Source organism: Sediminivirga luteola, assembly GCF_014639315.1.
Classification (GTDB): domain Bacteria; phylum Actinomycetota; class Actinomycetes; order Actinomycetales; family Brevibacteriaceae; genus Sediminivirga; species Sediminivirga luteola.
Genome location: NZ_BMFY01000009.1, coordinates 99,110 through 118,796, shown reverse-complemented (window position 1 = coordinate 118,796; position 19,687 = coordinate 99,110). Strand labels below are relative to the sequence as shown.

Genomic DNA, 19,687 nt, shown 5'->3' with positions numbered 1-19,687 from the left:
TCCTCGCTTCACGTTCCCTCGGACTCGGCGACGATCTGCCAGGCGTGGCCGTCGGGGTCCGCGGCTACGGCGGTGAAGCCCCAGTCCTGCTGTTCGGGTTCTGCCAGCACCCGTCCGCCATGGGCGCGCATCCGGTCGACGACGGCGGTCACCTCCTCGGGCGATGCCACGCTCAGCCCCAAGAGGACCTCACTGATCCCTGGCGTCGCGACCTCCCGGCCACCGATGACCCAGCTGAAGCCGCCGCTGGGGATCAGCGCCAGCGCGGTGCGTTCGTCCAGCCGGAACTGCAGCGGCTCCGGAACGCCGTCCTCGGCCGGTTCGCCGATCGGCTTGAGACCGAGGGTCTCCTGGTAGAAGGCGTAGGATCTTGCCCGGTCCTCGATGGGCAGCGCGATGCTGATCGAGCGCGTCATGATCCCCAGTCCTCCGGACGGGTGTCCTTGCCGTCGAGCCACAGGCGGTCCCCGGCGTCGCTGTGCGTGCTTCCGGTGCCCACATGCTTGGCGCTGACCGTCTCACCCTTAGTGATCACGTGGACGAGGGCCATCGCGTGGCCGCGCCCCAGCCCGTAATCCTCGGCGAGCCACTGGATGATCGGCGCCGCCTTCGTGCCGGGCCCGAAACCTCGTTCAGCGGCGAGCTCAGTGAATCGTCGGGGCGTGATGCCCGTCTTGGTCTCGATGTTGTCGAGGTAGGCCTGGAAAGACACGATCTCTCCTGTCTGGAAAGCGCCGCCGCAGCTAGTCGGCTCGGTAGGCGAGGTGGGTGGCGTGGTCGGTGACGACGACGTCGGTCTGGGTGAGCAGGATCCGCTCGTCGACCAGGTCGAAGAGGCGGGTACCGGCAGCCATGAGGACGGGGGAGGGGTGGATACGGAAGTCGCCCGGTACGCGACGCGGCGTGCTCGAGGACTGCTCGTCCCGTGGAGAGTCCTTGGCGTTGAACGCCCACCGCTGGATCGCATCACCGCCCCGACCGAGCTCGCTGTCGGGGCCGGTCACATAGCCGTCCAGGGACATCGTGATGTCCGCGGTTACGGTGCTCACGATTCCGCCCGGACGACGTCGTAGACCATCTTCTGCACGCCGTTGCTATAGGCCTCGTGCTCGGCGAGGCGCAGGCGGGTGGCATCCTTGTCGGCCGTGCTGAAGAGCCGCTTCCCCGCGCCGAGAAGCAGAGGGAAGACCAGCAGGTGGTAGCGGTCGACCAGGCCGGCATCGGCCAGGGCATGCCCGAGGGTGGCGCTGCCGTGGACGAGGATGGGATCACCCTCGGTCTCCTTCAGCCGGGCGACCTCTTCCAGGGAGCGGAGGATCGAGGTTGTGCCCCAATTGCTCACAAGCTCATTCTCGGTCAGGGTCGTGGAGACCACATACTTCGGCAGGGTGTTGTAGCGGGCGAAGTCCTCGGTCATCGCGGGCCAGATCGGTGCGAAAGCTTGATAGCTGCGACGGCCGAGGAGCAGCGCTCCGGCCTCTGCCTGCTCATAGTCCTTCAGTTCGTAAGCAGCGTCGTCCGAGGGGATCTGGTTGAAGCTCCACCCGGCGTTGCGGTACCCCTCTTCGCCTCCCGGAGCCTCCATGACGCCGTCGAGCGAGGTGAATGCGGTGATGATCAGCGTTCCCATAGGCCCTTCCTGACCGGTGAACTGGCGCCGCTAAATGCGCAACCATATGGTTGTACATTAGGGGTCGATCGGGAAGTGGTCAACAGTACGGGGATGAGTTCCCGGGGACTTGCCGTGACCGAGGCATCGCACGACCGCCCATGCGTGCCCTCAGGCCGGGTATGCATGGAGAGGAGGGGACAATGACGACGAGGTACGGCCGCCGTGCCCTTCCTCCGGGGCTCGCCGCCACTATCTGCCCGGGGTGGCCATCCTCATTCTTCAGCTGCGCCCGGGCACAGGACGGGCACGCACGGGGCGCAGAACGGGCACAGGACGGGCACGCACGGGGCGCAGAAGTCGACGCTGGCGGGCCCGTGACCGACTCTTCCGGAGGGTGCGCCGCGGGCGATCCAGGGTGTGAACCCGTTCAGTCGTCGATCTTGATGATGCTGCCGTCGGTCACGTCCACGTAGACCTCGAGATCGTCGAAGTTGACGTCCCAGGCGTGCCGGCCGTCTTCCCTGGTCAGATCCACGTCGTCCAGCGGGCCGCTCGCACCGGACTCGTTGATCGCGATGATCACGGCCTCGCTCAGCGAGATCTGCGCGGCTTCCAGGCCTTCGCGGTCATCGGAGTCCAGCCCGCCTTCGCGCTCGGTGCCCAGGACCTCCTGGCCCGTCGAGTCCACCCGGACCTCGATCTCATCGTCGCCGACCGCGACGTGGACCTCCCAAGCGCCGTCGTCGGAGTCGATCTCGAAGGCCGTGCCCCCGGTCTCCTCCTCAGCGGCGGCGACGGCCGCCAGCGGCCCGGCGTACTGGCTGGGAACCTCGGCGTCGGTGCCGCCTCCTGGGGCCTCGGTACCGTCCGGATTCCCGCTGCCCTCGGCGCCGTCCGCTTCCGCAGCGCCGTCGTCGCCGCCGACGGGAGGTGGGACGGTGACGGGCTCGGTGCCGGGGTCGCCGGTGTCCACACCGGTGCAACCGGACAGGACCAGCCCTCCGGCCAGAAGCGTCGAGCCGAACAGGACAGAAGCACGTGTCATCGTCATGTTTCCATGCTCGCAGTTCCGTACCCGGAGGGTCCAGCCAGAGGCGATGAGGGTTTTCTCATCGTCCGACTCGGCTACGCGTCGTGGATGGATGGATGCGTGGGTGAGGCGAGTGCTGTTCTGGATTCACGACATCGCTGACGCTCTCCCGCCTCGGCGCGCGGCGGGTGCCTCGTGAACCGGCTGAGAAGCGCTCGCGTTTTACCTTGACGTGCGTTTGAGTCCGTCGCCGCAGCGCAGGCCGTGGTGCCCCTCAGCGCAGCCGTGGTCCTGCGACCCCGATGCAGTCCAGCCGCGGCTCAGCTCAGCCCGTGCTGCCGCCCAGCGCAACTCAGCCCGTGCTGCCGCCCGCCACGATGCCGCCTAGAACGAGTCCGGCGGTAGCCGCGAGAACGGCGGCGAGGAGCATCCCGGTCGCATGGCTGCACGCCGCGGCGTAGCGTCGCTGCTGGGCCAGCTCGATCACTTGCAGGCTCGCGGCGCTGAACGTGGTGTACCCGCCCAGCAGGCCGGTGCCCAGGACCACGCTCCAGAACGGGTCGCCGATACCGCCGGCCAGCAGGCCCAACAGGAAGGAACCGGCGATGTTGACGAGCCAGGTGCCCCAGGGGAACCGGGAACGGAGCCGTGCCGGCACCAGGCTCTCGCTCAGATAGCGCAGTGCCGAGCCGAGTGCTCCGGCGCCGATGATCGCCAGGATCGTCATCGCTGCCCGCCCTCTGGATCGCGTGCGCGGGACACGGGGTCCCGGCCGTCCTCTGGCTCCCGGTGGCGTTCGCTCCGGTCTGCCCGGCGAGTGGAAAACGCCCGCCGGATTATCACCGCCAGCGCCACGCCGAGGCCGCAGGCCGCCACCCCGGCGACGACGGAACCGCCGGCGTAGAGCGCAGCATGAGCGGCGGCGGTCCCGGAACCGCTCAGCAGCCCCGTGGAGGTGTCGAGCGCCAGAGCGCTGTACGTGGTGTATCCGCCCAGGACGCCCGTGCCGAGGAGCAGCCACAGCCGGTGGCGGCCCGGGTCGTCTGAGCGCATCCCGGCCAGCAGGGACGCCAGCAGCCCGATCAGGAAAGCACCGCTCAGGTTCGCCGTCAGCACACCGGAGGGAAGCCAGGGCGCCACCGCGGGGGAGGGGAGCGCCGTGTCCAGCAGAGTGCGTGCCCCGGTGCCGAACGCGCCGCCGACGGCGACCAGGGCTGCCATGCCGAGGGTTCCCCCGACACCGGTCTTCCCCAGGGAGCCGCCCCCTCCCGTAGGGGCAGCGGCATCCCGGGCCCCGGCGGGAGTACCGGCAGGAACCTTGCCGGGCCCGGGGTCAGCGGAGTCATCGGCGGCAGGTCCGCCGTGCGGGCCGTCAGGGTCGTAGCTGGAGGTCCTGGCGGGTGGCATGGACGCAGCTCCGGCCGGTGTGCCGGCGGGGTCGCCGAGGGAGCCATCGGCCGGCCCTGCGGCGGCAGGGGCGTTGGCAGAGGAGTCGTCGGCCGCCGGCATATCGGTGGCGCGGCGGCGCGGGCGGAGTGGTTCAGGCACGGGAGCAGCTTACGACCACCGCCGCGTCCTGTGCCCCGGCCCCGGGCGATCCGGGCGCGCGTCCGGACGCGGAACCGCAGGAACGGGGCGCCCGGCGGTTCCCCTCCGCGGGCAGTCAGTCCTGGGAGGGGTCCGGCTCGCCCATCTCCGCGCCGTCGAGCTCCCCGGTGTCGGTGCCCTTCATGAACCGGTGCCCTGACAGGACCGCGGCGCGGGCGATGGCCATACCGCCGACGGCGGAGGTCACCAGCTGCAGGAAGATCGCGATGACGGCCTTCACGGTGGAGGACAGGTCCGGGTCCATGAACAGGCAGCCGGCGACGATGAACGCCACGCCCAGACCCGCGGCGGTCGCCACAGACGAGGTGCGGGTGTACGGATCCTTGAGCCGGTGCAGGCCGATCCCGGCGGCAACGAAGATGGCCGCGCCAAGGATCACCAGGATCTGGCCGATGATGGCGAGCACGGTCATCGGCGCCCCCTCGTCAGGGCCCGGGCCAGGGATACGGCCGCGAGGAAGGCCACCAGCGTCGCCACCAGGATCAGGTCGAACGTGCCCTGGCTGGCGTGCTTGGTGCCGTACAGGGCCAGCAGCCCGATGACGGAGAACGTCAGCAGGTCCGCCGCGACCGTGCGGTCGGCAGCGGTCGGGCCGAGCACGATCCGGAGGACCGAGATGAGCAGGGCGACGAAGCAGCCGGCGATGGCGATGTCGAGGGCGATCACTTAGGCGCCTCCCAGAGTCAGTGCGCGGAGCATCCGCCGCTCCATATCGTTCAGATCGGTCAGGGCGGAAGCATCGTCCGTGTGGTACATGCTGTGGATCAGCAGCGTGCGCCTGCCATCGGTCTCGGTGGTCACGCCCAGCGTGAGCGTGCCGGGGGTGAGCGTGATCAGGCAGGCGATGACCGTGGTGTGGAAGTCCGTCCGGGACTCCAGCGGCATCCGCACCACGCGGGGCTCGTGCCGCAACCCCGGGGTGAGGATATCGGCGAGCACCACCCCGGCTGAGACGATGATCTGCCAGCCGAACCAGAAGGCGAAGATCACCACGCGGAAGGGAAGGGTGAGCAGGCGCATCAGCGCATCACCGCCTCGACGTAGGAGCTGGTGTCCAGCAGGCCGGCGGCTGCGGTGGAGGACAGCCCCAGGAGGAACTCGGCCCCCAGGCCCAGGCACAGCGTCACGAGCGCCAGCAGCAGACCGGGCAGGACCAGGGAGGTGCGCACCCCGGTCTTGGCTGCGGTGATGACCCGCTGCGTTCCCGGCCCCGCGGAGGCTGCCAGCTCCTCGATCTCCTCGCTCTCCTTGCGCGGCGCGGCGAACACGGCGTTCCAGATCTTGAGCATGGACAGCAGCGTGATGAGGCTGACGGCCAGGGCCACCGCCACCACTGTCATGTGGCCGGCCTCCACGGTGGCCAGCACCAGGGTGAGCTTGGCGATGAACCCGGAGAACGGCGGCAGCCCCGCCAGGGAGAGCGCCGCGATGAAGAAGCTCGCCGCGATCACCGGTTCCTTGCGCACCAGCCCGCGCAGGCGGTCCAGGTTCCCTGTGCCGTAGTGCTCCTCGACCGCCCCGGTGGACAGGAACAGGGACGCCTTCACGATCATGTGGTGCAGCAGGTAGAAGATGCCGGCCGTCAGGCCCGCCTCGGTGAACAGCGCCACGCCCAGCAGGATGTACCCGATCTGGCTGATCATGTGGAAGGCCAGGATGGAGCGCGTGGTCTGCTCGCCGACGGCGCCCAGCACGCCGATGGCCATCGTCAGGGAGAACACCACCAGGCCGATCCACAGGTAGCGCTCGTCGCCGTCGAAGACCACTGCGTAGACCCGGTAGATGGCGTAGATCGCCACCTTGGTGTGCAGACCGGAGAACAGGGCCGTCACGGCGGGGGAGGTGGACGGGTAGGCCCGGGCGAGCCAGCCGTGGGTGGGCACGCAGGCGGCCTTCATCGCCAGGGCGAAGAGGCACACCGCGGTGGCCGCCGCCACCAGCGGGGATTCCTGCGCCGCGCCGGCCAGCTCGGCGAGGTTCACCGTCCCGGCGGTTCCGTAGATGAGGGCGACGCCGGCCAGGAACACGGTCGACACGAACAGGTTGAAGGTCACGTACAGCCGGGAGCCGCTGACCGAGCGCAGCGTTCCCTCGCCGCGCCGGGCCAGGACCAGCAGGCCGTAGGACGGCAGCAGCATGACCTCGATGAACACGAACAGGTTGAAGAAGTCCGCGGTCAGCAGCGCACCGTTCACCCCGGCGGTGAGCGCCAGCACGAGCGGCGCGAAGAGTTTGATCTTCCCTGTGCCGGCGGCGATCGCGAACCAGGAGCACACCAGGGTCAGCAGGGCGGTGACCGCCAGCATGAGCGCGGAGAAGGCATCGGCGACGAAGGGGATCGCGATGCCGCCGGACCAGCCGCCGACGCCGTGACCGAGGACCTCGCCGTCACGGGTGCGGGCGACCAGGAGGATCGCGGCGAGCTGGTTGGCGGCCAGGACCGTCATCAGCACGGCCAGCGGCCAGCGGCGTCCCTCCTGCCCGAAGGCGGTGACGCCGGCCATGATCAGGGGCACGGCGACGAACATCGGGATGAGCATCTCGATCATCGGCGAGCCTCCTCGTCATCGGTGTCCTGCTCGGTGCCAGCTGCACCCGCCGCGGCGTCGCCGTCGGTGTCCGGTCTGCCGGTCACGGCCAGCACGATCAGGTAGATGGTGATGGCGAAGGCGATCACGATCGCGGTCAGCACGAACGCCTGGGGCAGCGCGTCGGCGGTCACCGCGGGGTCGGGCCCGGAGCCGAGCGGCTCACCGCGCCGGTCGATCCCTCCGGCGCTGAAGAGCAGCAGGTTCACCGCGTGGCTCAGGAGCACGAAGCCGAGCACGACCCGGAAGAAGTCCTTCTGCAGGACGAGGTACACCGCTCCGGCCACGAGCACGGCGATGGTCAGGGCGAGGATCATGAGCGTGCCTCCTCTGTGCTGTGCCCGTCGTCATGTCCCCGCCCAGCTGCGGCAGGGGCCACGGGGGCGGCGACCGTCACCGGAGTCTCCTCCGGTGCGGGGAGGCCCTCGGCGGTCTCCTGGGCTCCCTGCCGGGTGCCCAGCAGGTTGAGCGCGGCCAGGATGACGCCGAACACGGCCAGGTACACGCCCAGATCGAAGATGAGCGCGGTGGTGATGTGCACCCCCAGCACGTCGAAGTGCAGCGGCCGCAGGAACGAGTCGTCCAGCAGCCCCAGCAGGCCGCAGCCGACCGCGACGATGATGCCGGCGCCGGCGATGGCCCGATAGGGCCGGTTCAGGCGCCGGTTCTCGTCCGAGGAGGCCGAGAGGTACGCCAGGGCGAGGGCGGAGGCACCGATGAGAGCGGCGATGAAGCCGCCGCCGGGGTCGTTGTGACCGCGCAACAGGGCATAGGCCGAGCCGATCAGCATGAGCGGCACCAGGAAGCGGTCCAGGACGCGCAGGAACACGGCGTTGCTGGCCGGATCTGCCAGCGGGGTCCGCAGCAGCGACGGGGCCGGGCCGGAGACCGGGCGGCGGGCCACCAGCAGCGAGTTGATCGCCAGCGCGGCGATCGCCAGCACCACCAGCTCGCCGAGCGTGTCCAGTGCGCGGAAGTCCACCAGGATGGTGTTGACCACATTGGTGCCGCCGGTGTCGTTCTCGGCCTCCCGCAGGAAGTACTCGCCGACCGGCGAGAGCCCGCGGTGGCCGGTGAACGCCAGAGTGGCGAAGAACGCGGTCACGCCGGCGACCGCGGCGGCAATACCGGCGCCGACGCGGCGGGCCCGAGGAGTGGGAGTGAATTCCCGGCCCAGGCGGCGCAGGACCAGCACCATGATGACGACCGTGAGGATCTCCACCAGCAGCTGGGTGAGGGCGACGTCGGAGGCGCCGAGGACGAAGAACCAGATGGCGACGGCGAACCCGGCCACGCCGACCGAGATGATCGCCGCCAGCCGCGCTCGGGCCACGATCACGGCGATCACGCCGGCGGCGACCATGATGAACAGCGGAACATCCGGAGCCTCGACGTTCGCGGTGCCCCAGCCCGGCCAGAGCAGCGGAAGGCCGGCGCCGGCGATGGCGATCAGCACGGCCGGTACCGCCAGATGGGCGGCGGGGGAGTCGGTGCGGGTGAGATCGCCCACCCGGCGCCCGCCCCGGATGATGCCGTCCTGGGAGGCCTGGACCAGCGTCGTGCCGTCTGAGGGGAAGAGCGACCGGCCGACGAGTAGCCGGTCCACCGCAGTGCGGCGGACGGTGATCAGCAAGCCGCCGGCCACGGCCGCGGCGGACAGCGCCAGCGGCGCGTTGAAGCCGTGCCAGAGGGACAGGCCGTAGATCTCGCCCGCCCCGACGCCGGCGGACACCGCGGCTGCAGGGGCGAGCAGATCGTCCAGCAGCCACACCGTCAGGCCGATCCCGGTGCCGGTGACCGCGGCGAGGCTGATCGCCAGGGACATCGCGCCGGTGCGGACTCCTTCGTTCGGCCGCATGGCCGGTCCCGGGAGGGTGGTGACGACCATCCGGGCGCTGTAGGCGACCGTGAGCACGGCGCCGGCGCTGGCAATCAGCGCGACGGTCCAGCCCAGGGCGCTGCCGGCCGGCAGCAGCAGCATGGAGTCGAAGACGAGTTCCTTGCTGACGAAGCCGAGCGCCGGCGGGATGCCGGCCATGCTGGCGGCGGCCAGGACGATCATCACCGCGTCCCAGGGGCGCGAGCGCCACAGGCCGGAGAGTTCGCGGATGTCACGGGTGCCCAGGCGCTTCTCCAGGAAGCCGACGTGCATGAAGCCGGCGGACTTGAACAGCGCGTGGGCCACCACGTGCACGCTCGCGGCGAGCATCGCGTCGGGGGTGCCGACGCCGATGACGGCCATCAGCAGGCCCAGCTGGCTGACGGTGGAGTACGCCAGGAGTTCCTTCAGATCGGTCCGCTGCAGCGCGAAGAGCGCCCCCATGACGGCGGTGATGAGGCCGAAGCCGATCAGCATGACCGGCCACACCGGTGAGTGGGAGGCAGCGGGGGCGAAGAGCATCAGCAGGAAGATGCCGGCCTTGACCATCGCCGCGGCGTGCAGGTAGGCGCTCACCGGGGCCGGGGCGACCATCGCGTCCGGGAGCCAGGAGTGGAACGGGAACTGCGCGGACTTCGTCATGGCGGCCACTGCCACCAGGATCGCCGCCGCCGCCGCGAAGCCCGGATCCTGTGCCCAGGCCTCGTGGTTCAGGGCTGCGGTCAGCTCGGTGGTGCCGGTGCGGTTCGACACCAGGGCGACCGCGCCGAGCAGGCAGAGCCCGCCACCGGCGGTCAGCAGTAGGGTCCGGGTGGCCGGGGGGCCGGCTTTGCGGTTCGAGCGCAGGATGAGCAGGTACGAGCACAGCGTCGTGAACTCCCACGCCACGAACAGCACGATCAGGTCGTCGGCGAGGACCAGCAGCAGCATCGAGGCGGCGAACGCGGTCATCAGGGTGTAGAACCCGACTGCGCCCTTGGAGGAGGTGTACGCGGAGGAGTACACCATCACCAGGGCGCCGATGATCAGCACCAGCAGCGCGAAGAGGAAGGAGAGGCCGTCCAGGCGCAGCCGCAGGGCCACATCGATGGTGGGAATCCACGAGACGGTCTCGGTGACGGCTCCGGAACCGGGTGCGCGCGCGGCGACCGCGGCGGCCAGGGCACCCATGCCGGCGGCGATGGGCCATCCGGCGCGGCGTCCCAGGACTCGTGCCATGACGGCAGCGAACAGCACCAGCCCGCCCGCGAGGGCGAGGATCAGGCTCAGCGGCACGGCCGTGCTTTCACATCGACACCTTCACGTCGCGGACGCAGGGGAAACCTTCGTAGTGCCACAGGTGAGAACCTCACGGGTCGACGACAAGTACCGCCGACCAGACTTCCCGGCACACCACGTTCAGGATCGGACGATCCTGCCGAACTCGTTCCCACAGTTCTAGCCGATGGCGCTGATCACAGTCAATGCGACATGCCCGCGGGACAGGCATGCGCGTGCATGTGCTAGACCGGCGTCGTCCCTCGTCAGGCCTGGGGCGGACGCATGCGCCAGGGGCCGCGAGGCGGTGCCGGAGCGGCGTCGGTAACAGGCTCCGGCCTGGCGCGGGTCTGCGATGCGGCCGCGGTCATCGGGCGGCGCAGGCGGGCGCGACGTCCCTATCCGCTCAAGGCCTCCAGCCGCTCGAGACCTGCGGCGGTCAGCGCCGGTACGGCGGCCTCGCCAGCGGAATCGGCGCCGGGTTCCGGGCGATCCACCGCGCCACCAGGTCGGACAGCCGTTCGGCCGGCGCCGGCCTGCCGGTGCGGAGCGCCTCGGCGATCCGGCGCGCCTCGGTGAACTCTTCGGCCGGCAGGGTCGTGCCCAGTGCCAGATAGGCCGGCAACTCCCGCAGCATCGCGCGGCAGTCGTGGTCATGGTCGGCCCTGCCGTGGCGGGCGAGCCCGTCATGGATGTTCCCGGCGATGCGCAGAGCCTCGCCCTGCACCGTTTCGGCCGGCCCGCTGGGCGGGACCAGCCGGTTCCACAGGTTCCGGTGCCTGGCCGGGACGCCCGTGGTCCCTGTGCTCACGGCGGCTCCGGCCGGGAGCGTCCTGTCCGGTTGCTGTGCCATGGTGCTCCTCCTCGGCGTGCGGGCCGGCCGGCGGGTGCGCCCCTTCCGGCGGGCAGGCCCTCGGGGTATGACGGGCCCGTCATCACGGATCATGGACGGTACGCGTGAACACGTGATGAACGTGTGCGGTCCGGTAGCCTCCCGCGGGAACGCGGACAGCTGGCCGTTTCGTACAAGACGGGAATACGGGTCCCTGACAGGGCGATGTCCATGAGTATCGATGTGCCCCGCGCACGGACCTTCATGACGACGCACGCGAGAGTTCTCGACCGCCACCGGTTCGAGGCGGTGACCACCGGCAGCGCGCACGCCCGCCGCGCGATCATCGACGCGCTTGGCGCCTACCGCAATCCCTACGGCGGCTACGGCTGAGGCATCGAACCCGACCTCCGCGATCCAGGGAGCCAGCCGGCGGGAGCCCTGCACGCGGTCGAGGCGATGGCGGAGGCCGGCCCCGAGGCGGCTCCCCTCGCGGTCCTGCAGGGGAACGGTCGCTGGGCCGCCGGTCGCCTCCGCCGTCCGCGGCGCCGGGGTCTCACCGCGCTCGTCGCTGATGCCCTCCGGCAGGTACCGGTTCGTGCGCGGTCGCGTTGATCTCCGCCCACACCGCGTCGAGCGACAGCCCGAGGACGCCGGCGATGGCGGCGACGGTGGGAAAGGCTGGCGTGGCGACCCGGCCGGACTCGATCTTCCGCAGAGTCTCCGGTGAGACGCGTGCCGCGAGCGCGACGTCCAGCATCGGGCGATCCCCGCGAGCCCGCCGGAGCAGCGCACCGAGCCGCCGGCCGCGCTCGACCTCGGCGGCGGTGAGTGGCAACCTGACCATGAGCCGATTCTAATACCGGGATAGTATGGCCGGTATAGATATTGGTCTCCCGAGAAGGACCCGCCGCATGATCGAGATCCTGACCCCGGCCGAACTCCGCAGGGCACGGGGTGCCGGCGCGCTCGTCGCGCATATCCTCCGGACCCTGCGGCAGCGCGTAGCTCCCGGCACCAACCTGCTTCAGATCGACCGCTGGACGGCGGAGATGATCGCGGAAGGCGGTGGGCGATCCTGTTACGTCGACTACGCCCCGGCCTTCGGGCGCGGTCCTTTCGGCCACTACATCTGCACGTCCGTCAACGACGCGGTGCTGCACGGCAAACCCCGCGACTACGAACTCGCCGACGGCGATCTGCTGACCCTGGACCTGGCCGTCCTGAAAGACGGCATCGCCGCCGACTCGGCCATCAGCTTCCTCGTCGGCGAGGCGGAGCCTCCAGGCGGCGCCGAGCTGATCGACACGACCGAGCGGGCGCTGCGGGCGGGCATCGCCGCTGCCGGCCCCGGCGTGCGCCTGGGCGACGTCTCCCACGCGATCGGCGCGGTCCTCACCGGGGCCGGCTACCCGGTGAATACCGAGTTCGGCGGTCACGGCATCGGGTCGACGATGCACCAGGACCCGCATGTGCCCAACACCGGCCGGGCCGGCCGCGGGTACACACTGCGCCCGGGGCTGCTGCTGGCGCTGGAACCGTGGGTGATGGCGGACACCGCTACCCTGGTCACCGACCCCGACGGGTGGACCCTGCGCAGCGCGACCGGCTGCCTGACCGCCCACAGCGAGCACACCATCGCGATCACCGAGGACGGCGCCGAGATCCTCACCCTGCCTTAGGGGCGCGGCTCTGGTGAGGAGGGCTCAGGCGCCGGGCATGCAGCTATGCGATGCCCGACCTGCCGGCCTTAGGCGCGCGGCCGTAGCGGACACCGCCCACAACTGGCGTCGGGCTTACCAGCACAGGCAGAACGGATGCCCCGCGGGATCGGCGTAGACGTGGAACCTCTCGTCCTCGGAGCCACGCTTGAGCAGCGTGGCGCCGGCGGCGAGAACCTCCTCGTGGGCGGCGCCGATGTCGTCGACGTGGAGATCGAGGTGGATCTGCTGGGGCGGTGTGCCCTCCGGCCACTGCGGCGGCACGTGGTCGGGGGCGAGCTGGACCGCCAGGACGTACTCGTCGCCGGCGTGGACGCGGTGCCAGTCGTCGTCGGCGGCGTCCACCGTGCCGCCGAGTACGGAGGCCCAGAAGCGGCTCTCCGCATCGATGTCCGCCGCGTCGAGGACGATGATGCGCTGGGTGATGTTCATATGCGAATCCTTTCATCCCGTGCCCGGCAGGGGAACCCCGCACATGTGCCTTCTCGGATCGCATCGGCCCTCTCACGCCACCCGCCGCATTCCCAGGGCTCCCTGGCGCATACGCTGAGCCCATGAACGACGACGGCCCAGGTGCGCCTGCGCACGCGGCTCCGGTGGATGATCGAGGAGCACGCCCGTCACAACGGCCACGCCGATGTGATGCGCGAGGCGCTCGACAGCCTCAACGGGGAGCAGGGCGCCGGTGAAGGAAGGTCCGGCATGACTCCCGCGGCGCTGGGGATGGTTCTCACGGCCGCGGTCCTGCACGCGGCATGGAACCTCGCCGCCAAACGGGTCCGCGGCGACGCCGCCGTCTTCGTCTGGATGTACTTCACGGGTTCGGCCCTGTTGTGCGTGCCGCTGGCGTGCTGGCTGATGCTCGCCCAGGGCCACGTCCCGGGCTGGGAGACGGTCCTCGCGCCAGCGGTCACAGCGGTCTTCCACATCGCCTATTCGGTGCTGCTGCAGCTGGGCTACCGGCACGCGGACCTGGGCATCGTCTACCCGGTGGCCCGCGGGGTCGGGCCGGTGCTCTCCGTGCTCGTCGCGGTCCTGCTGCTGGGGGAGCGGCCCCCGGCCCTCGCGCTGCTGGGCGGTCTGCTCGCCGTCGGCGGGATCCTCGTGGTCACCGGCCGCGGGCTGCTGCACCCCTCGCCGGGCCTGGGCGCGGGGTTGCTGTACGGCACCCTCGCAGGTACCGGGATCGCCGCGTATACGCTGTGGGACGACTTCTCCGTCACCGCGCTGGGCGTGCCGCCGCTGATCTACTTCGCCGCGGCATGCACGGCGCAGTCGTTGCTCATGCTTCCCTGGGTGATCAGGCGCCGGGCGGCGGTGCATCCCACCTGGCGCGCGGATCGCCGCCCCGTCCTCATCGTCTCTGTGCTTTCGCCCGGTGCGTACGTGCTGGTGCTCTATGCACTTCAGCATGCCTCGGTCGCGCTGGTGGCGCCGCTGCGGGAATCCTCGATCGTGATCGGCGCCCTGCTGGCGTGGTGGCTGTTCAAGGAGAAGGAGCCGGCGCCGAGGATCCTCGGCGCCGCCGTGGTGGCCTGCGGCATCGTGCTCGTCGCGCTCGGCTGAGCCGCGGGCCAGCCGTGTCCTTGCGAGGGACCCCGCTGGCTCGAAGCGGCCCGCCTCCAGGGCATGCTTGAGACATGATCCCCGATACGACGCCCCCGGCGGGCATGTTCCGGAACGGAGCCCGATGACCTCCACCGCGCAGCCGGCCGGCACCACCCGGCCGATGACCGCCGGCCTCATCCTGATCCTCGGCGCGCTCGTCGCCCTGGGCCCGCTCACCATCGATATGTACCTGCCCGCTTTCCCCGCCATCGCCGAGGACCTCTCGGCCAGCGGGACGCTGGTGCAGCTGACGCTGACCGGGACGCTGCTGGGCCTCGCCGCCGGGCAACTCCTGATCGGTCCCCTCTCCGATGCGGCCGGGCGCCGGCTTCCGCTCATCCTCGGCATCGCCTTGCACGTGGTGGCGTCCGGTCTTGCCGTGCTCGCCTGGGACATCACCGTGCTCGGCGTGCTGCGCGTTCTGCAGGGCGTCGGCGCCGCCGCGGCGACGGTCGTGGCCATGGCTGTGGTGCGCGATGTCTCCGCCGGCAGCGCCGCCGCCGTCGTGATATCCCGGCTGATGCTGGTGATGGGCGCGGCCCCGGTGCTGGCGCCCTCCCTGGGCGGCGTGGTGCTGCTGGCCGGCTCGTGGCGGTGGATCTTCGCGGTGCTGGCGGTCGCCGGGGCGATGCTGATCCTGCTCGCTGTCATCGCGCTGCCGGAGACGCTGCCCCCGCAGCGGCGGCGCTCCGGGCCGGGACAAGCGCTCCGGGGCTACCGGGCGGTGCTCGGCGATGGCCGCTTCATCCTGCTGATCGTGGTGGTGGGACTCGCGTTCGGCTGCCTCTTCGGATACATCGCCGGTTCCTCGTTCGTCTTCCAGCGCCAGTACGGCCTGGGCGAACTGCAGTACGCATTGGTCTTCGGCGCCGCCGGCCTCGTGCTGATCGGCGGAGCGCAGCTGAACCCGCCACTGCTGAGGCGGATCGCGCCGGAGAGGATCATCGCCGGCGCTCTGGGCCTCATCTGCGTCGCTGGGCTGGCGCTTGTGGCGGCGCAGGCCGCTGGCGCCGAGGGGATCGCCTGGTTCATGCTGCCGCTGTTCTGCATGCTCGCCGGTGTCTCGCTCACCGTCCCCAATGTCACGGCGCTGGCGCTGTCCCGTCACGGCGAGGCCGCCGGAACCGCCGCAGCCGTGCTCGGCGCGGCGCAGTTCGGCCTCGGTGCCGCGGTGACGCCGCTGGTCGGCGTGCTCGGCAACGACGGCCTGGCCACCGCGGCCGTGATGACCGGCTGCGGGGCGATGGCAGCCGTCGGGTTCGTGTTCTACCTGATGGCCGGGCGCCGGGCCCGGACCTGAGGTGCCCAGACAGCGCCCGCCTGATGCCGCGGGCACGGCATCAGGCGGGTGCAGTCGGCGGCTAGCTCAGCCGCTGCCACAGCATGACCCACTGCGCGGGAGCGAGATCGCGCGGAAGCGCCTGAGGGCCGATGCCCGCCGCGCGCAGCGCCGTGCGAACCAGTGCCGGCTCCCGGGGGCCGGCCCCGCGTGGCCGCGCGCCGGGGCGTGCGGGCTCACGTGTCCGGTCGTGCGGTGCGCCCGGTGGCCGGGATGTTCCGCCGGTGCCTGCGTGCTGCCGGTCTGAAACGCGTCCGAGGATCTGCGCCAGGCCGCGACCGCGGCCGGTGAACGCCGCGCGGACGAAAGCCTCGTACCCTCGCCGCTCGGATGCCGGAAGCAGGGGCGACTCGCGGCGGTGGATGCTTAAGACGCCGCCGTCGACGCTGGGCATCGGGCGGAAACCGCTCGCCGGCACCCTGCCGTGCAGGGCGAACTCGAACCACGGCGCGGCAAGGGCGCCCATCAGGGTGCCGCCGCCCACGCCGGCGCGCTTACGGGCGACTTCCCATTGCACCAGCAGCAGCGCATCGCGCCAGCCGTCGCCGTGCCGGCGGTCGTCGCCGCGGGGGCGATCGCCGCTTCTCTGGCTGCCTTGATCGCGACCGGTGGCGTGCGCGCTTCTAGGCGGGCCGCCGTGCTCTAGCAGCCGGCGCAGAATGGGTGTGGTCAGGTGGAAGGGAACGTTGCCGACGATGGTCTCGGCGTCCAGCCGGACGCGCAGGGCATCGCGCTGCAGGACCCGGACCTCCGGCAGCCGCCGGGCAAGCCGGGCCGCGCGGTGCTCGTCCAGCTCCACCGCGGTGAGAGGCCGGCCCAGACGGGACAGCGGCACCGTGAGCGCGCCGTCGCCGGCGCCAAGCTCCAGCAGCGGACCATCCGTCCGGCGGACGAGTTCCAGGATGAGGTCGATGGTGGGGCGGTGGTGCAGGAAGTTCTGGCCGAGTTCGTGCCGGCCGCCGTGCAGGGAACGGCTGGATCGTGATGACAAGGGAGGCACTCCGTGATCGCGGTACGGGAGTGCTCGGAGAGGAACGGCGGAAATGGACGGACCGGGGGAGTGGTGACAAGCTCGCCACCGGGCGCCTGCAGGAGGCAGGGTACGTCGGCCGGCTCCGAGTCACTCGTCTGACGAGAGGTCGGAGGTCTCGGCGCGGTCAGCGCGAAAGCGGATCCGAAAAGGATCGGCGGGTGCGTCGGCGCCGAGTCAGGCGCGACGGGGCCGCATCGCGTGCTGCTGGCCGAGCCCGGCCATGAGAATGATTCCTGCCATGACGCTCACTGTAGCAGGACCACCGCACCGCGAGTATCATGGAGCACGCAGACTTCTTGCGTTTGCATCTATTTCTGCATAGAGTTGTGGCAGCACACATCAACCGAGGAAAGAGGAACCATGACTGCACTCGCCGACCTCCGGGGCGACTACCAGATCGATCCGACCCACTCCCGCATCGGTTTCGTCACCCGCCACGCGGCGATCTCCAAGGTGCGGGGCCAGTTCAATGAGTTCTCCGGCGAGATCGTCGCAGCCGGGGAGAACCTCGCCGAGTCGTCGGTGAAGGTGAACGTCACGGTGGCCAGCATCGACACCAACAACGAGCAGCGTGACGGCCACCTGCGTACCAATGATTTCTTCGATCCGGAGACCTATCCGGAGATCACCTTCGTCTCCACCGCTGTGCAGGCCAAGGGGGACACCCTCGAGGTCACCGGTGATCTGACGATCAAGGGCGTCACCAAGTCCGTGACGATCCCCTTCGAGTACGGCGGCGAGGCCGTCGATCCCTTCGGCGCCACCCGTGCCGGCTTCGAGGGCTCCCTGGTGATCGACCGTCGCGACTACGGCATCACCTGGAATGCTCCGCTGGAGACCGGTGGCCTGCTGGTCGGCGAGAAGGTGACCCTGGAGGTCGAGATCTCCGTCGTCAAGCAGGGCTGAGGCGCAAGCCCGGCGCATCTGCACGACTGAACGAACGAGGCCCCTGTCGCTCACGGCGTGAGAGACAGGGGCCTCGTTCATCGCGCTGCCCAGCACGAGGGCCGGAAGCCCGCTGACGACGGCGAGGCCGCCGCGTCAGTGCCACCGGCGCCAGTGCCAAGCGCCAGCGACCCCGGATCCGTCAGTGCCGGCGTCGGCGGCGTGGCAGATTCAGCAGCAGCAGGGTGATCGCGACGATCAGCACGATGGCGGCTGCGGCGATGCCGGCGTCCACCCAGAAGGTCTGCGGGAAGAGCCGGATCAGCGCATCGTCCACATAGAACTGCCAGGTGCCCGCATCGAAGAAGACCTGGTGGAAACCGGTGAAGAACGCATCGAAGTCCAGCGCGCCCAGCACGCCGAGCGCGGCGAAGCCTAGCAGCGTCAGCAGGCTGCCCCAGAACAGCCCCGGACGGACGCCCACCGCGCTGGAGCGGGAGAGCAGCAGCATGAAGATCACCGCGACGACGCCCATCACGATCGCGATCAGGTAGAGCAGGCTGATCAGGAACTTCACGTCCTGCATATGCGCGATCTCCTCGGTGAGGAAGACCGGCTGGCCGCTGGGAAGGACCACATCGGCGAGGTACCGGCTGCCGTCGAAGTTGTGCAGGTAGCCCAGGACGTACGAGGCGTAGTGCTGGCGTTCCTCGGCGGACCAGCCGTACTCGTCGGCGGGGAAACCGGGGCGCCAGAAGTACTCGAACCGCAGGAACAGCGGCGAGGCGACGGCGCGCACCGCGACGGCAGCCAGCACGAACGGCACGGTCAGCGCGATCCAGATGGTACCGATGACGCCCAGCGCGCCCCAGCGGCTTTCCTGCCGGCCCCTGGGCACCTCGACGGCGCGCACCGGATCCTCCGGGTCCCTGGGCTCAGCGGCCGGAGCGGTGCCGTTGATGAGCGCCCACTCCTCCTCGCTGATCATCGAAGGACGGCCCGACGATGCGGCGGGAGCCGGCCCGGAGGCAGGGGAGGCCCCGGAGCCGGCGGCGGGAGCGCTCGGCAGGTCCGCCGGGTCCATCGCCTGCGTCTGCTCGGCGTCGGACTCCTGCCGTCTCCGCCCGGATCGCATCCGGCGGGACAGCATGTCGGCGTTCGGGTTCTCGTTCTGATCAGCCACGTGCCCATTGTCCCGCGCCGGGCGCGCCGAAGGGAGCCTGACACGCGGGGAAGACCGCCACAAGCGGACCTCAGCCCAGCAGCATGGCGACCCCGATGATCACGGCGATCGAGGTGAAGGTGGTCAGGAAGACGGCGTCCCTGGCCAGGGCCGTGCCGCGCTGATAGCGCAGCGCGTAGATGTAGACATTCTGGGCGGTGGGCAGGGCTGAGGTGAGCACGATGGCGAACAGGTCCAGGCCCGAGTACCCCAGCAGCGGCCCGCCCACCAGCCATGCCAGGAACGGGTGCAGGATGAGCTTGAAGAGCATCACCAGCCCGAGCTCGGCGTGGGCGTCCCGCGGCGGGATCTTCCATCCGTTGCGCAGGGAGAAACCGAAGACGATGAGCGCCGCCGGCACCGAGATCCCGGCGATCAGGGAGATGGGCTCGTACAGCACCGTCGGTGGCCGGTATCCCGTCGCGGAGCAGGCGACGCCCGCGGCGGAGCCGATCAGCAGGGGGTTCCCCAGTATCTTCAACAGCTTCCGCCACCAGGCGGTTCCGGCCTTGGCGCCCTGCGCGTCCAGCACCGCGATGCCGATGGGGGCGAGCACGACCAGCTGGAACATCAGGACCGGCGCCACGTAGCCCACGTCCTGCAGGACATATGCCGCGATCGGGAGGCCCAGATTGCCGATGTTGACGTAGGAGACCGCCCATCCGCCGATGACCGCCACGCCGGTGCTGCGCTTGAAGACGAAGCGGGAGAGGAGGGCGAAGACCACCCCGAGGAACAGCGCCGTCCCGCCGGTCGCCAGCAGGGCGGAGGAGAAGGTCCGGTCGATGGGGGACTCGGCGATGGTGGTGAACAGCAGAGCCGGGGTCGCCGCGTAGAAGATCAGCCGGGCGAGAGCCTGCTGACCGGTGTCGCCGAGGATGTCGAGCCGGCCGAGCAGGAAGCCGACGAAGATCACGACGCCGATGACACCGAAGCCCTCCAGTACCCCTAGCACGCCCGCGCCACTCTCGAATCCCCTTCCTTGCCGCCATGATCCGGCCCTTGCGGTCATGATCCAGCGCGATCCGGACCGCCCGCGCCACAGCAACACTGGTGGCGCGCCACCTGAACCG

The 19,687-nt window shown here is 70.4% G+C and carries 24 protein-coding genes; 5 read left to right on the top strand and 19 right to left on the bottom strand.

What is annotated here, in order from left to right; all coding sequences use genetic code 11:
* Positions 1 to 8: 8 nt before the first annotated feature.
* The 14 genes from IEW13_RS11165 to IEW13_RS11100 all read right to left on the bottom strand — a co-directional run bounded on the left by IEW13_RS11165 (position 9) and on the right by IEW13_RS11100 (position 10,827).
* Positions 9 to 416, bottom strand: coding sequence for a VOC family protein (locus tag IEW13_RS11165; protein ID WP_188550994.1), 408 nt, complete (start codon positions 414 to 416; stop codon positions 9 to 11).
* Entirely contained in the window at positions 413 to 712 is a 300-nt protein-coding gene (locus tag IEW13_RS11160; RefSeq protein ID WP_188550993.1) for a DUF4287 domain-containing protein, read from the bottom strand. Before IEW13_RS11160 ends, IEW13_RS11165 begins: the two co-directional genes overlap by 4 nt.
* A gap of 31 nt (positions 713 to 743) precedes the next feature.
* Positions 744 to 1,049, bottom strand: coding sequence for a hypothetical protein (locus IEW13_RS11155; protein ID WP_188550992.1), 306 nt, complete (start codon positions 1,047 to 1,049; stop codon positions 744 to 746).
* The gene (locus IEW13_RS11150; RefSeq protein ID WP_188550991.1) at positions 1,046 to 1,630 is read right to left on the bottom strand and encodes a dihydrofolate reductase family protein; all 585 of its coding nucleotides are present in this window, start codon (positions 1,628 to 1,630) and stop codon (positions 1,046 to 1,048) included. The genes IEW13_RS11155 and IEW13_RS11150 overlap by 4 nt, the downstream gene beginning before the upstream one ends.
* Before the next feature lie 409 nt (positions 1,631 to 2,039).
* Positions 2,040 to 2,663: a PepSY domain-containing protein gene (locus tag IEW13_RS11145; RefSeq protein ID WP_188550990.1), complete on the bottom strand. Its 624-nt coding sequence runs from the start codon at positions 2,661 to 2,663 to the stop codon at positions 2,040 to 2,042.
* A 331-nt stretch (positions 2,664 to 2,994) separates the two neighbouring features.
* The gene (locus tag IEW13_RS11140) at positions 2,995 to 3,369 is read right to left on the bottom strand and encodes a fluoride efflux transporter FluC (protein WP_188550989.1); all 375 of its coding nucleotides are present in this window, start codon (positions 3,367 to 3,369) and stop codon (positions 2,995 to 2,997) included.
* The gene (locus tag IEW13_RS17465) at positions 3,366 to 4,190 is read right to left on the bottom strand and encodes a fluoride efflux transporter FluC (RefSeq protein WP_229745100.1); all 825 of its coding nucleotides are present in this window, start codon (positions 4,188 to 4,190) and stop codon (positions 3,366 to 3,368) included. Before IEW13_RS17465 ends, IEW13_RS11140 begins: the two co-directional genes overlap by 4 nt.
* 115 nt (positions 4,191 to 4,305) lie before the next feature.
* Positions 4,306 to 4,662 carry a cation:proton antiporter gene (locus IEW13_RS11130; protein ID WP_188550988.1) on the bottom strand — a complete coding sequence of 119 codons (357 nt, stop codon included), beginning with the start codon at positions 4,660 to 4,662 and terminating at the stop codon, positions 4,306 to 4,308.
* Positions 4,659 to 4,916: an MrpF/PhaF family protein gene (locus IEW13_RS11125; RefSeq protein ID WP_188550987.1), complete on the bottom strand. Its 258-nt coding sequence runs from the start codon at positions 4,914 to 4,916 to the stop codon at positions 4,659 to 4,661. The genes IEW13_RS11130 and IEW13_RS11125 overlap by 4 nt, the downstream gene beginning before the upstream one ends.
* On the bottom strand, positions 4,917 to 5,270 hold the full coding sequence (locus tag IEW13_RS11120; RefSeq protein WP_188550986.1) for a Na+/H+ antiporter subunit E: 354 nt from the start codon (positions 5,268 to 5,270) through the stop codon (positions 4,917 to 4,919).
* Positions 5,270 to 6,799, bottom strand: coding sequence for a monovalent cation/H+ antiporter subunit D family protein (locus tag IEW13_RS11115; RefSeq protein WP_188550985.1), 1,530 nt, complete (start codon positions 6,797 to 6,799; stop codon positions 5,270 to 5,272). The genes IEW13_RS11120 and IEW13_RS11115 overlap by 1 nt, the downstream gene beginning before the upstream one ends.
* Positions 6,796 to 7,155 carry a sodium:proton antiporter gene (locus IEW13_RS11110; RefSeq protein ID WP_188550984.1) on the bottom strand — a complete coding sequence of 120 codons (360 nt, stop codon included), beginning with the start codon at positions 7,153 to 7,155 and terminating at the stop codon, positions 6,796 to 6,798. Before IEW13_RS11110 ends, IEW13_RS11115 begins: the two co-directional genes overlap by 4 nt.
* A complete protein-coding gene (locus tag IEW13_RS11105) occupies positions 7,152 to 9,992 on the bottom strand; it encodes a DUF4040 family protein (RefSeq protein WP_188550983.1) in 2,841 nt (946 codons plus the stop codon). Before IEW13_RS11105 ends, IEW13_RS11110 begins: the two co-directional genes overlap by 4 nt.
* A 421-nt stretch (positions 9,993 to 10,413) precedes the next feature.
* Positions 10,414 to 10,827: a hypothetical protein gene (locus tag IEW13_RS11100; RefSeq protein WP_188550982.1), complete on the bottom strand. Its 414-nt coding sequence runs from the start codon at positions 10,825 to 10,827 to the stop codon at positions 10,414 to 10,416.
* Positions 10,828 to 11,037: 210 nt separating this feature from the next.
* Between IEW13_RS11100 and IEW13_RS11095 the strand changes: the two genes are divergently transcribed.
* Positions 11,038 to 11,199 carry a hypothetical protein gene (locus tag IEW13_RS11095; protein WP_188550981.1) on the top strand — a complete coding sequence of 54 codons (162 nt, stop codon included), beginning with the start codon at positions 11,038 to 11,040 and terminating at the stop codon, positions 11,197 to 11,199.
* A gap of 163 nt (positions 11,200 to 11,362) precedes the next feature.
* Here IEW13_RS11095 and IEW13_RS11090 read toward each other — a convergent pair whose 3' ends face one another.
* Positions 11,363 to 11,653 (bottom strand): helix-turn-helix transcriptional regulator, encoded by a 291-nt coding sequence (locus IEW13_RS11090; RefSeq protein ID WP_188550980.1) that lies wholly within the window; start codon positions 11,651 to 11,653, stop codon positions 11,363 to 11,365.
* A 67-nt stretch (positions 11,654 to 11,720) separates the two neighbouring features.
* On the opposite strand from IEW13_RS11090, the gene map reads away from it, so the two are divergent.
* Complete coding sequence (gene map / locus IEW13_RS11085; RefSeq protein ID WP_188550979.1) at positions 11,721 to 12,488, top strand: type I methionyl aminopeptidase; 768 nt, start codon at positions 11,721 to 11,723, stop codon at positions 12,486 to 12,488.
* A 114-nt stretch (positions 12,489 to 12,602) separates the two neighbouring features.
* Here map and IEW13_RS11080 read toward each other — a convergent pair whose 3' ends face one another.
* Positions 12,603 to 12,959, bottom strand: coding sequence for a VOC family protein (locus IEW13_RS11080; protein WP_188550978.1), 357 nt, complete (start codon positions 12,957 to 12,959; stop codon positions 12,603 to 12,605).
* 141 nt (positions 12,960 to 13,100) lie between these two features.
* Here IEW13_RS11080 and IEW13_RS11075 point away from each other — a divergent pair, with 141 nt between their 5' ends.
* Complete coding sequence (locus tag IEW13_RS11075) at positions 13,101 to 14,093, top strand: DMT family transporter (RefSeq protein WP_268235196.1); 993 nt, start codon at positions 13,101 to 13,103, stop codon at positions 14,091 to 14,093.
* Positions 14,094 to 14,217: 124 nt separating this feature from the next.
* Positions 14,218 to 15,435 (top strand): multidrug effflux MFS transporter, encoded by a 1,218-nt coding sequence (locus IEW13_RS11070; protein WP_188550976.1) that lies wholly within the window; start codon positions 14,218 to 14,220, stop codon positions 15,433 to 15,435.
* Positions 15,436 to 15,496: 61 nt separating this feature from the next.
* On the opposite strand, the gene IEW13_RS11065 is transcribed toward IEW13_RS11070, so the two are convergent.
* Complete coding sequence (locus IEW13_RS11065; RefSeq protein WP_188550975.1) at positions 15,497 to 16,465, bottom strand: ribosomal RNA small subunit methyltransferase A; 969 nt, start codon at positions 16,463 to 16,465, stop codon at positions 15,497 to 15,499.
* 402 nt (positions 16,466 to 16,867) lie between these two features.
* On the opposite strand from IEW13_RS11065, the gene IEW13_RS11060 reads away from it, so the two are divergent.
* Positions 16,868 to 17,413 carry a YceI family protein gene (locus IEW13_RS11060; RefSeq protein WP_188550974.1) on the top strand — a complete coding sequence of 182 codons (546 nt, stop codon included), beginning with the start codon at positions 16,868 to 16,870 and terminating at the stop codon, positions 17,411 to 17,413.
* 181 nt (positions 17,414 to 17,594) lie between these two features.
* Here the strand turns inward: IEW13_RS11060 and IEW13_RS11055 are convergent, their stop codons facing one another.
* Together IEW13_RS11055 and IEW13_RS11050 are read right to left on the bottom strand one after the other, a co-directional pair.
* Entirely contained in the window at positions 17,595 to 18,575 is a 981-nt protein-coding gene (locus IEW13_RS11055; protein WP_188550973.1) for a TIGR01906 family membrane protein, read from the bottom strand.
* Positions 18,576 to 18,645: 70 nt separating this feature from the next.
* Positions 18,646 to 19,569: an AEC family transporter gene (locus IEW13_RS11050; RefSeq protein ID WP_188550972.1), complete on the bottom strand. Its 924-nt coding sequence runs from the start codon at positions 19,567 to 19,569 to the stop codon at positions 18,646 to 18,648.
* Positions 19,570 to 19,687: the final 118 nt, after the last annotated feature.

Coding starts and splice junctions, on each gene's coding strand:
- IEW13_RS11165 (WP_188550994.1), bottom strand. CDS start 416: ATGACGCGCTCGATCAGCATCGCGCTGCCCATCGAGGACCGGGCAAGA.
- IEW13_RS11150 (WP_188550991.1), bottom strand. CDS start 1,630: ATGGGAACGCTGATCATCACCGCATTCACCTCGCTCGACGGCGTCATG.
- IEW13_RS11145 (WP_188550990.1), bottom strand. CDS start 2,663: ATGACGATGACACGTGCTTCTGTCCTGTTCGGCTCGACGCTTCTGGCC.
- IEW13_RS11140 (WP_188550989.1), bottom strand. CDS start 3,369: ATGACGATCCTGGCGATCATCGGCGCCGGAGCACTCGGCTCGGCACTG.
- IEW13_RS11130 (WP_188550988.1), bottom strand. CDS start 4,662: ATGACCGTGCTCGCCATCATCGGCCAGATCCTGGTGATCCTTGGCGCG.
- IEW13_RS11120 (WP_188550986.1), bottom strand. CDS start 5,270: ATGCGCCTGCTCACCCTTCCCTTCCGCGTGGTGATCTTCGCCTTCTGG.
- IEW13_RS11115 (WP_188550985.1), bottom strand. CDS start 6,799: ATGATCGAGATGCTCATCCCGATGTTCGTCGCCGTGCCCCTGATCATG.
- IEW13_RS11110 (WP_188550984.1), bottom strand. CDS start 7,155: ATGATCCTCGCCCTGACCATCGCCGTGCTCGTGGCCGGAGCGGTGTAC.
- IEW13_RS11100 (WP_188550982.1), bottom strand. CDS start 10,827: ATGGCACAGCAACCGGACAGGACGCTCCCGGCCGGAGCCGCCGTGAGC.
- IEW13_RS11095 (WP_188550981.1), top strand. CDS start 11,038: ATGAGTATCGATGTGCCCCGCGCACGGACCTTCATGACGACGCACGCG.
- IEW13_RS11090 (WP_188550980.1), bottom strand. CDS start 11,653: ATGGTCAGGTTGCCACTCACCGCCGCCGAGGTCGAGCGCGGCCGGCGG.
- map (WP_188550979.1), top strand. CDS start 11,721: ATGATCGAGATCCTGACCCCGGCCGAACTCCGCAGGGCACGGGGTGCC.
- IEW13_RS11080 (WP_188550978.1), bottom strand. CDS start 12,959: ATGAACATCACCCAGCGCATCATCGTCCTCGACGCGGCGGACATCGAT.
- IEW13_RS11070 (WP_188550976.1), top strand. CDS start 14,218: ATGACCTCCACCGCGCAGCCGGCCGGCACCACCCGGCCGATGACCGCC.
- IEW13_RS11060 (WP_188550974.1), top strand. CDS start 16,868: ATGACTGCACTCGCCGACCTCCGGGGCGACTACCAGATCGATCCGACC.